Origin of the sequence: Microcystis sp. M165S2, from assembly GCF_020245885.1 — a bacterium.
Taxonomy (GTDB): domain Bacteria; phylum Cyanobacteriota; class Cyanobacteriia; order Cyanobacteriales; family Microcystaceae; genus Microcystis.
In genome coordinates this window covers 1-10,637 of record NZ_JADBTZ010000205.1, presented here as the reverse complement: position 1 = coordinate 10,637, position 10,637 = coordinate 1, and the positions used below count along the sequence as shown (strand labels likewise).

At 41.5% G+C, this 10,637-nt stretch carries 11 protein-coding genes; 7 read left to right on the top strand and 4 right to left on the bottom strand.

Annotation, left to right across the window (positions count from 1 at the left end):
* Positions 1 to 137 precede the first annotated feature (137 nt).
* From IM479_RS10795 to miaA, 5 genes are all read left to right on the top strand, one after another.
* The gene (locus tag IM479_RS10795; protein WP_002800798.1) at positions 138 to 749 is read left to right on the top strand and encodes a DUF3611 family protein; all 612 of its coding nucleotides are present in this window, start codon (positions 138 to 140) and stop codon (positions 747 to 749) included.
* A 2-nt stretch (positions 750 to 751) separates the two neighbouring features.
* The gene (locus tag IM479_RS10790) at positions 752 to 1,093 is read left to right on the top strand and encodes a DUF565 domain-containing protein (RefSeq protein WP_286826680.1); all 342 of its coding nucleotides are present in this window, start codon (positions 752 to 754) and stop codon (positions 1,091 to 1,093) included.
* A gap of 436 nt (positions 1,094 to 1,529) precedes the next feature.
* Positions 1,530 to 3,383, top strand: coding sequence for an ATP-dependent zinc metalloprotease FtsH3 (gene ftsH3, locus IM479_RS10785; protein ID WP_287685790.1), 1,854 nt, complete (start codon positions 1,530 to 1,532; stop codon positions 3,381 to 3,383).
* A gap of 66 nt (positions 3,384 to 3,449) precedes the next feature.
* The gene (locus IM479_RS10780) at positions 3,450 to 3,668 is read left to right on the top strand and encodes a hypothetical protein (RefSeq protein ID WP_287685794.1); all 219 of its coding nucleotides are present in this window, start codon (positions 3,450 to 3,452) and stop codon (positions 3,666 to 3,668) included.
* A gap of 205 nt (positions 3,669 to 3,873) precedes the next feature.
* The gene (gene miaA / locus IM479_RS10775) at positions 3,874 to 4,821 is read left to right on the top strand and encodes a tRNA (adenosine(37)-N6)-dimethylallyltransferase MiaA (protein ID WP_286826679.1); all 948 of its coding nucleotides are present in this window, start codon (positions 3,874 to 3,876) and stop codon (positions 4,819 to 4,821) included.
* Here miaA and IM479_RS10770 read toward each other — a convergent pair.
* Genes IM479_RS10770 through IM479_RS10760 form a run of 3 tightly spaced genes read right to left on the bottom strand, consistent with a single transcriptional unit; the run spans position 4,763 to position 8,095 of the window.
* Positions 4,763 to 6,169 carry a DUF2079 domain-containing protein gene (locus IM479_RS10770; RefSeq protein WP_287685788.1) on the bottom strand — a complete coding sequence of 469 codons (1,407 nt, stop codon included), beginning with the start codon at positions 6,167 to 6,169 and terminating at the stop codon, positions 4,763 to 4,765. The two genes, miaA and IM479_RS10770, sit on opposite strands and share 59 nt — an antisense overlap.
* Before the next feature lie 12 nt (positions 6,170 to 6,181).
* On the bottom strand, positions 6,182 to 7,039 hold the full coding sequence (locus tag IM479_RS10765; protein WP_287685786.1) for an amino acid ABC transporter substrate-binding protein: 858 nt from the start codon (positions 7,037 to 7,039) through the stop codon (positions 6,182 to 6,184).
* Positions 7,040 to 7,057: 18 nt separating this feature from the next.
* Entirely contained in the window at positions 7,058 to 8,095 is a 1,038-nt protein-coding gene (locus tag IM479_RS10760; protein ID WP_287685784.1) for an AI-2E family transporter, read from the bottom strand.
* 437 nt (positions 8,096 to 8,532) lie between these two features.
* Between IM479_RS10760 and IM479_RS10755 the strand changes: the two genes are divergently transcribed.
* Both IM479_RS10755 and IM479_RS10750 read left to right on the top strand, forming a co-directional pair.
* A complete protein-coding gene (locus IM479_RS10755) occupies positions 8,533 to 9,315 on the top strand; it encodes a pentapeptide repeat-containing protein (protein ID WP_287685792.1) in 783 nt (260 codons plus the stop codon).
* Between the two features lie 45 nt (positions 9,316 to 9,360).
* Positions 9,361 to 9,813, top strand: coding sequence for a DUF8637 domain-containing protein (locus tag IM479_RS10750; RefSeq protein WP_287078577.1), 453 nt, complete (start codon positions 9,361 to 9,363; stop codon positions 9,811 to 9,813).
* Between the two features lie 17 nt (positions 9,814 to 9,830).
* On the opposite strand, the gene IM479_RS10745 is transcribed toward IM479_RS10750, so the two are convergent.
* Complete coding sequence (locus tag IM479_RS10745) at positions 9,831 to 10,496, bottom strand: ParA family protein (protein WP_286826634.1); 666 nt, start codon at positions 10,494 to 10,496, stop codon at positions 9,831 to 9,833.
* Positions 10,497 to 10,637 lie beyond the last annotated feature (141 nt).

The window sequence follows — 10,637 nt, the reverse complement described above, 5'->3', positions numbered from 1 at the left end:
TGGACACGATTGGGACAGATAGCTGTTAGCAAGATTCAGTTAATTCGTCGTTCTAACGGTTTAATTGTTTCTCACTAATTCATATAAAGCCGCCCTCCGCTATCGCTAAAGGGCGGGGTTTCAGACCCAGTTTTTCGATGAGAGACAAACAGTCAGAAATTACCAATATATCCACCCCTAGAGATTCTGATCTTTATTCCTTGCCTCCGGCCGTCCAACGGGCTGCTAATATCCTTTTACGTCAGGGAAGAATCGGTTTTTGGACGCAGATTGTCCTGGGCGTAATTTCAGGGGTTTTATTACTCATTGCTACCGCTAGTTTATTAGGGACGAGACAACGCACTTCTGGCATTGAAATCGGTGTTTTATGTGCCATTGGTGGGGCTGGTTTCTTGGTGGTTGCCATTTTCTTTTCCTCTCGTTACATGAAAATTGCCCGTCAAATGTTGAGGGGTGATCAAGATAGTCGCCCGAAAAAATCCGATACTATTCAGTTAATCCGTCAGGGTTTAATCGCTAATATTATCGGGATGTTTTTAACAATTTTGGGAGCGCAAGCGTTAGCGGGAATCGTCTTAATTAAATCCCTAAATGTTCCCCAAGGTACTTTTAATGTTGCCTCTAACCCCAGTCAATTTGTTAATTCGGTTGACCTGTTAATTGTGCAGGCTAATACTAATACAATTCTCGCTCACTTTACTGGTATCGTTACTTCTTTGTGGCTTCTTAATCGTATTACTTCTAAATAAATATGGCCATGCAACGCACCCGTTTAAGTACACTGGCTAATGTCACCAGCAGTCGATTTAATAGCTTTTTTGGTAATCCTTGGCGGCGGATTTCCCTACAGATAATTTGTGTTTTATTTGGAACTTTTGCAGGTCAGGCAATTGTCACCACTGCTGGACAAACTGCTCAATGGGATGTCACCGCTGCCGGTTTATTAGTGCTGTTTACGGAGGCGATTAGCCGGATTGTTTACCGAAAAAGTTCTCAGGCTAAACCCGCACCGATTCTGCGAGAATCTTTCAATTTACTAAAAATTGGTATCACCTATAGTTTATTTCTAGAAGCCTTTAAAATTGGCTCTTAAATAGGGCTGGCTGAATAAATCTAAAAACCTTGTTGGGTAAGACTTTTAGACTTTTTTTCCCTCAAAAAGTACCAGATATGGGAGTGATCGGGGGAAAATTCCGGGACTTTTTCTCTGAAAATTAGGTAATTGACCCCCTCAAAATCGGTAAAACCCCACCACACCCCACACCCCACACCCCACACCCCACACCCTAACCCCACCAACAAACTTTTTGCCGCAAACCCTAAATAGAGCATTTAATTGATTAATGCTCATTCTTAATTCTCCTGACGACCGACTACTGGCTCCTTACTCCTCACCTAACGGAAGATTTTTGATTTTTGCAAGAGGTCTATTAAAAAAACTGTCCACTGTTCCTGAGAAACGTTAACATAAATTAACAACCCCTTAACAACCGATAAGATCATCCTCAATTTATCAGGAGTTCGACAGCGTGAACAAAAACGGTAATAACAAAAAATGGCGCAATGCGGGACTATATGCCCTATTGTTAATCGTAGTCCTTGCCTTGGCCTCAGCTTTCTTCGATCGCCAGCCGGCAGTCCAACAGACTTGGAAGTATAGTGAATTTTTACAGGAAGTGCGGGAAGGTAAAGTGGAAACCGTGCGCTTAAGTGCCGACCGGCAGCGAGCGATCGTACCCACCCAAGATGGCACAAATGTATTAGTTAACCTGCCCAACGATCCGCAATTAATCAACATCTTGGCAGAAAATAACGTTGATATTTCCGTACTGCCCCAAAGAGAAGAAGGAGTATGGGTAAGAGCCTTCAGTAGCCTCTTTTTCCCCATTTTGCTTCTTGTTGGTTTATTTTTCTTGCTCCGTCGCGCCCAAAGTGGCCCCGGTTCCCAAGCGATGAACTTCGGCAAATCGAAAGCAAGAGTACAGATGGAACCCCAAACCCAGGTTACTTTCGGTGATGTGGCTGGGATTGAAGGGGCAAAATTAGAATTAAACGAAGTGGTGGACTTCCTGAAAAATGCCGATCGCTTCACGGCAATTGGGGCAAAAATCCCCAAAGGAGTCCTTTTAGTCGGTCCTCCGGGGACAGGTAAAACCCTGCTCGCTCGCGCAGTAGCTGGCGAAGCAGGAGTCCCGTTTTTTAGCATTTCCGGTTCGGAATTCGTGGAAATGTTCGTCGGGGTGGGTGCTTCTCGCGTCCGCGACCTATTTGAACAAGCGAAAGCGAATGCACCTTGTATAGTTTTTATCGATGAGATTGATGCTGTCGGTCGTCAACGGGGCGCCGGTTTAGGGGGGGGTAACGATGAACGGGAACAAACCCTCAACCAATTATTAACGGAAATGGACGGTTTTGAAGGTAATACAGGTATTATCATTATCGCCGCCACTAACCGCCCTGATGTGCTGGATTCCGCTTTATTACGTCCGGGTCGTTTTGATCGCCAAGTGGTGGTAGATCGTCCCGATTACGCTGGCCGTAAGGAAATCCTTAATGTCCACTCCAGAGGCAAAACTTTGGCTCAAGACGTGGATCTCGATAAAATCGCCCGTCGTACCCCCGGTTTTACCGGTGCCGATCTAGCTAATTTGCTCAACGAAGCCGCAATTTTAGCGGCACGTCGCAATTTAACCGAGATTTCTATGGATGAGGTCAACGATGCGATCGATCGTGTCCTGGCAGGTCCTGAGAAGAAAAATCGCGTCATGAGTGAAAAACGCAAAACTTTAGTTGCTTACCATGAAGCTGGTCACGCTTTGGTGGGTGCTTTAATGCCGGATTACGATCCCGTCCAGAAAATTAGTATTATTCCTCGCGGTCGCGCCGGGGGTTTAACTTGGTTCACTCCTAGCGAAGATCGCATGGAATCCGGGTTATATTCTCGCGCTTATCTGCAAAATCAGATGGCTGTAGCTTTGGGGGGTCGTTTAGCTGAAGAAATTATCTTCGGTGAGGAAGAAGTGACTACGGGTGCTTCTAATGACCTGCAACAGGTGGCACGAGTAGCGCGGCAAATGGTAACTCGTTTCGGAATGAGCGATCGCCTGGGACCGGTGGCCTTAGGTCGTCAAAATGGTAATGTTTTCCTAGGTCGTGATATCGCTTCTGATCGAGATTTTTCCGATGAAACTGCGGCAGCTATTGACGACGAAGTGCGTAACTTAGTGGAACAGGCCTATCGTCGCGCTAAAGAGGTTTTAGTCAATAACCGCGCCATCTTGGACCAGTTAGCGCAAATGTTAGTGGAAAAAGAAACCGTGGACGCGGAGGAGTTACAAAATATCCTCGCTCATAACGATGTGAAAATGGCGGCTTTAGCTTAAGTTTTGTAACATTTTCTTGACAAACAGCATCCCGATGGGTGCTGTTTTTTTGTTCAACGAAAATTAATGACAAACTTAATAGCTGTTAATCGGGTGCATCTCAATTTTTGTCAATCTACTAATTTGGGATTTTTAAGCGGAAACTTTCTCCTAAAATTGGGCATTACTTTCGGTTTTATCACTCAATCCAAGCTTTTGGGGGGTTCTACCCCCCAAACCCCAGAGCGTATTAGTTTTTCGGTGGGATGCTTACAGATAGCTGCTGATATATCTGTAATAATTTAAGAGTTACTGATAATTGCGGATTGTCGATATTTCTGCAAATGTGGGATGCACCCCTGTTAATCAGCTTAAAAATACCCTGTTTAAATGCGTCTTAGCTTAACAGTCCTGTCTTTTCACCGTTCACTGATTACTGATTACTGTTCACTGATTACTGATTAACGTAAAGCCAACCTAGAACGGCGGGGTTTCCCACCCAAAATTTTCGATGACTACTTCCTCTTTCCCTATTCTGATTGTTATTTGTGGGGCAACTGCCACGGGAAAATCCAGTTTAGCCCTACAATTGGCCGAAAAGTTTAATTCAGTAATTCTCAGTGCCGATTCCCGACAAATCTATCGAGAATTTAATATTGGTACCGCTAAACCTAGCTTAGAAGAATGTCAGCGGATTCCCCATTATCTAATTGATATTTGCGCTCCTCAGCATAATTTTACCCTAGCACAGTACCAAGAACAAGCTGAGGATTTAATCACCACTCTCCACTATTCTCCTCTGTTTTTGGTCGGTGGTACGGGACTTTATATCAAGTCCATTGTCAAAGGTTTAAAAATACCGAGGGTTTCTCCTCAAGCGGATTTAAGACAGCAATTACAAGCTTTAGGGCAATCCTATCTTTATCAGATTCTGACGCAGGTAGATGAGGAGGCTGCTAAAAAAATTCATCCCCATGATCAGATCAGGACTTTACGCGCTTTGGAGGTTTTTTATCTGACAGGAAAACCTATCTCTAGTCAGCAGGGAGAAAATCCTCCCACTTATCCGATTTTACAAATTGGTTTAGATTGTTCCCCAGAAAGTTTAGGCAAGCGGATCACTGTTCGTACTCATCAAATGATCGCCAGGGGATTAGTAGCAGAGGTGCAGAATTTGGGGGATAAATACGGTTGGGATTTGCCACTTTTGCAGACTTTGGGTTATGCAGAGATTAAGCAATATCTCCTCGGGGAAATTTCTTTAGAACAGGCGATCGATCTAATTATCCTCCACACCCGTCAATTTGCTAAACGTCAGCGCACTTGGTTTCGTGCCGATGCTGATATTGTCTGGTTTCCCGTCGATAAAGAAAATTTATTGGAATCGGTGGAACGACAAATTATTTTTTTTCTTGAGGGGTTGTCAAGGCCCGATATAAAAACACATCATCCTCATTAAGGATTAACCGAAAGTTGTCATTTTGATTCAGTTTATTTAAGTGATCATCAATTAGTTCTGGTGAACTAGACCAACCGGGATGACGGCGATCGAGTAGGATATAATTAAATTGATTTAAATCTAGGGATTGGGAACCTTCGATCGCTAATTTGATTATTTCTCGATGGGTAAGATGGGGGGCAATTCTAGAAGTAGTCAAGACACTCTCACCGGTGGTAATTTGGGTTAGAGCTTTTTGGGTAGCTGCCCAAGTATCAAGGGAATTTAAATATAGTGACCAAAAATAGCCGTATTTAGCTAAGGCAAGAAAGGCAATAATTGCCCAAGTAATTATCCATTTAGGCTGCTTCAACCAGTTACTATTATGGGCTAAAGTGGCGATAACCGCTAGAAATAAAAAGGGCAAAATTGGCAGGGAATATTGAGTGGTTAAGTTTTTTTGTGGGGCATGATCTGCTAATAAATTTAAAGCGAGTGCGGGAATAGCGGCAATTATTGGGGCAGAATAGCGCCAGGATAAACCCCAAAATAAGGGAATAATTAATAGGATTAGATATTCTAGATTATTGCCAGTCAAGATTTTTCCCAGGACAAGATCGGGTTTGAGGAAAAGATTAAAGATAATTGCTGGCAAACTATCTCCTAGATAACTATATCGAGAATCAGCCATTTCGATAACTGCCGATTTTCCTGTCAGGAGAGGGATTAATAATTTCGTGGTGATAATAAACCAAAGAATGCCGCTAATAATAGCAATTATTCCCGAGATTTTTTTCTTTTCCCAGAGAAGTAACCAGATACCCATTCCCAACAATGTTAAAGAGAGAATTGCTTTACAACCGAGAATAATAATGATTCCTAGACAAAATCCCCAGAGATTATTTAATCTTGCTGCCAAAATTGTCCAAAAAATCGCTGGCACTGCGATAACTTCGGGATGAAAATCAAAGAGATTAACATTAAAAATCAGGGGATAGAGCAGATAAACTAAGGCTAATGTATAAGCTTGTTTTTCTTTTAATCCCGCTTGTATAGCCAATTGCCAGAGGGGAAAAACTGCAAGGGAAAGGGAAAAAGCTTGTAAGAAAAGCAGCCAATAAACGCTAGGATAAATTTTATAAAGTAAGGCTATAGGATAGAGAATAAAAGCGATATGATCGCCTAAAATATGGTAGCCAACAAAAGATATAATCGGGGTTTTTCCTTGAGAAATTAGGTAAACTCCTTGATCGAACCAACCAAGATCGAGAGCATTAGATTGAAATAAAATATGTCTGATAGCACTGCAAATAAACAGGATTATTGTACTGGAACTAACTAACCAAAATAAATCATTTTTTTTGAGCATAATCGTTAAGTTTTACTGAGATTTTTCGGGATTATTACGACAATACTGCCAGGTATGTATAAAATAGGAAGCAACTTCAGTAAACCATGTTTTAAAAATATTTCTGTTCTCACTGGTGACGATAACCGCATTAATAAACTCTTGCCATTGGGGATCATTAGCGGGAAGAATGAAACCATAATAATCACAATTTAAAGGATTGCGCGGGATAAGTTGATAATCTTTTTCTAAGGATAAACCGAGGATAACAGCTTCTCCAATTAGCAGAATACCATCACTAGCAAAAGCATCTATTCTATTCCTTCTTAAACTTTGGATACCTCGCAGTCTTCCCGTCACTCCTTGAAATTCTTGATAGGTAGCAAGAGGATATTTTTGTCTTAATAATTCTTGAGTACTGGTATCTCGCAAAACTCCAATACTTATACCTTCTAAGGACGAGGAAAAGTTAAAATTCTTCTGATTATCACTCCGAACTAAAAACTGAGTTCCCGTGACAAAAAAAGGACGAGAAAAACTGACACCATCAGGTATATTTTTTCTGATACTATTAGGACCACACTCGAAATCAACGGTTTTATTTTCCAATAACTGGAAGCGATTAAATAAAGTTGATTTATAAATTTTGACACTGATGATCCGGAGGTTTAATTTATGCTTTAGTTGTTCTCTAAGCAATTGGATAAAATCTAAGCATAATCCCTGCAAATTATTATTACTATCTCGATAGCCAAACGGAATTGCATCTTCTCTCATAGCTACTTCTAATAATCCCGTGCGTTTAATTTTTTCTAGAACCGTTTCAGACTTAGCTGGGAGAGCAGCAAAAAAATTAGATAAAATAACGAGAGTAAGAATGATTAATTTCATGACTTTTGCCGAGATTATTTAAGATTTGTTATGACCGTGATCCCATTGATCTAAAATATCTTTGAATAGTAATTCATCTAACCATGTTTTTACTACCACTGTCAAAGGTAAAGCCAATAATAAACCTAAGATGCCAAATATTTGAGCGAAGAATATTTGAGCAATTAGGGTAATTGCCGGTAATAAAGATACCTGTTTAGCCATGACAGTGGGTGTCAACCAATAACTTTCGACATTTTGGATAATAAAATAGAGAATCAGAATAGCGACAATTTTCCAAGGTGCATCGATAACAGCAATGAGTATCGGAAAAATCACACTAGCAGTCGGTCCGATATTAGGGATAAAATTGAGCAATCCTGCTAGGATAGCATGAACGAGAACTAGATTAATTTGTAGAACCCAAAGACCGAAACCACTGAATAATCCTACCATAGTTGAACTAATGGCAATTCCCAACAACCAATTACCCAAACCCGCTTCCGATAGGGTAAGAATTTCCTCGGCACGACGACGATAGAAGTTAGGAAATAATTTTAAGAAAGCTTGTCGATAGGGTTGGGGATTGGCTAACATCATCATTGCTAACACCAGCACGAATAATAATTGCAAAATTGCCGCAACTGAGTTAGAAAAGAAAGTAAAAAAGTTACTAAAAACAAAGGTTCCTAAAGGTTGTAACTGCTGGACTAAATCACTTAAATTAGGCAGCGATGGCAACCAATCAAATTGGAACTGTTGTCGCCATCGAAGCGAGTTATTGCGGACTAAATCCCAAGCTTGCGGTAAAAGTTCAATTAATTTTTGGAACTGTTCAACAAAGGGGGGAACGATAATTACAAAAAATAAAATCACAATTGCTAGACTCGTCAGCAGGGTAATTAAAATAGCCAACCCCCTTTTAATCCCTAATCTCTGCAATCCTTTTACACATCTATTTAAGGCTACGGTAAACACGATCGCCATAAAAATCAATAATAACAGCTGTCGAATCTGCCACAATACATACAGAGCCATTATTAAACAGATAAACCCCAACCACTGACCAAATTTCACAACCTTGATTTATCCTATCGGGACAAGTTTTATCATACAGCAGTCGGGAGGCGGTCGGCGGTCGGCAGGTTTTAGGTGTTGGGGTTTTGGGGTGTTGGGGTTTTAGTTCAATTTCCCCACCTCCCCACCTCCCCACCTCCCCACTTCCCCACCTCCCCACCTCCCCACTTCCCCACTTCCCCAACCCCCAACCCCCAAGACCATAAATTAAGTTTTGTATCGATAACTTGCCAATTTTGCTGTTATATGCTATACAATTACAGCCCAAAACAGGATAGAAAAACGAGATTTTCTTAATTACCAGACATTTTCTCAAATTTTATGGCAACTATCCCAGAGTCAAATTATCCTGAAAGAAATCCTCTCCCAGAAAATCCGACCAGACTCAGAAAAATTCTGGTTATTAATGCTTTTATCCTTGTACTAGGACTTCGATGATGAAAGAATTGGAGCGATACTATAAAGTTTTAGGGTTAGATCATGGGGCATCTCTCGACGAGATCAATCAGGCCTACAAGGATTTGGTGTTTATTTGGCATCCCGATCGCATTCCCAAAGATAATCAGCGTCTTTTGGAAAAAGCCACCGCTAAACTGCAAGAAATTAACCACGCTAGGGAGCAATTGCGGCAAATCCATCAAAATTCTCCTAAAAGCTCCAATTACGCCCCTAAACCTGAAAAAAAGCCCGCCCACGCTTATAAAACTGCTTCCCCCTATCAGCCTCACCCTAGCCAACCCGGCCAAAATTCACAAACCCACAGTCACAAAACCCCTAGTCAAGAAACCCATAGTCAACACAGCCACTCCCAGAATAACCATCAGGTTCACAATCAGGCCGCCTGGCGCCCTCACTATCGGGACTTAAACGGAGCCGATTTACAGGGGGCCAACCTGAAGGAAAAAGATCTCTCTAATCGCAGTCTCATCGGGGCAGATTTAAGCCATGCCGACTTAAGCGATAGCTTCCTGCACAAAATTAACCTAGAAAAAGCTAATCTGTACAAAGCTAATCTTTTTCGCGCCAATCTCCTCGAAGCTAACCTTAAAGGCGCAAATTTACAGGAAGCCAATCTCATCGGGGCCGATTTAAGCGGGGCGGATCTGTCGGCGGCGGATTTACGCGGGGCAAAAATTGGCTTTGGTAAGCGTATTATGGTGAAATTAACTGGGGCAATTTTAACAGGAACAATTCTCCCCGATGGTTCGATTCATCAATAGACCTCTTGCTAATTTTGATCTCCCTTTAATATGAACTATCACCGGATGGGCATTTATTACACAATCGCTGCTGTTTTTCTAGGGATACAATTAGCTGCAGGAGAAAATTTATCGGCAGCAAATCCAGATTTTCTACGACTACAAAAAGCTCTAGAAAAACACAATTTCATCGTCAAAATTGCCCCGCCACCCGTGCGAGGAGCCTACGGTTTATTTGATAGTAAAACTAGAATTATTTGGATTCATCCCCTAGTTTTTGACTTAGGTATTGCCCGACCAACATTGATTCATGAAGCTGTCCATGCCACTCAACTTTGTCATGGAGGCAAAACAGTTAAAGCTCTTAATTTAGGGATAGAACCACCAGCAATAACCAGAAGATTTTTTATGAATTATGAAGGTTTTAGCCGGCAAATTGAAGCCGAAGCCTATACTGTTCAAGTTCAGCCCGATGGTCTAGATTTAGTGATTTCTTTACTGCAAAAATATTGTGCTTAGAAAACCTGTCGATAAATCTACCAATCCCGTTCTAATTCTTCGGCCACACGACGATAATCGGCGCTGGCTTCTTGGGCATTTTTACCCCGCCAATTGGTAATAGCTACCCCGTCTAAAACGGCTTTTTCGTGAGCCTTATAATTTCTGACAAAAGCATGACAGGCAGGAATACCTAATTCTAATAAAGTATTTTGTGCTTCCAAAGTTTCCTTAAGACTACGGGAATCCACTTTCGTTAACAAAACCCGATAGGAAATTCCTAGGGGTTTAACTGCCGTGCGTACCGTGTCAATTAAAGCCATTAAATCCATCGGTGCGGGAGGAGTCGGTAAAATTAAATAATCTGATTCTGCTATTACTGCGGTAAGTAATTGGGAGCGCAAAGCTGGTGGTGTGTCAATCACGATCAGATCGTACTCGATAATTTGACGCAATTCTCCTAATTTCTCTGTATTAATTTGCTTGGCTAAATCAAATACCATATCCCCTTGATTTCTTTCTACCCACCAAGTGGAGGAACCCTGGGGATCCGCATCCACCAGCAAAACACGCTGATTTTGCCCCCAAATTGCCGCTAAATTGACCGCAGTGGTGGTTTTACCCACACCACCTTTACCGTTGACAACAGCCAGAATTTTGGGGCTATTAGGCTTTAATTGCGAGGTTGTTGAGGAATTGGACATTTTCAGTTATCAGTTATCAGTTATCAGTTATCAGTTATCAGTTATCAGTTATCAGTTATCAGTTATCAGTTATCAGTTATCAGTTATCAGTTATCAGTTATCAGTTATCAGTTATCAGTTATCAGTTATCAGTTATCAGTT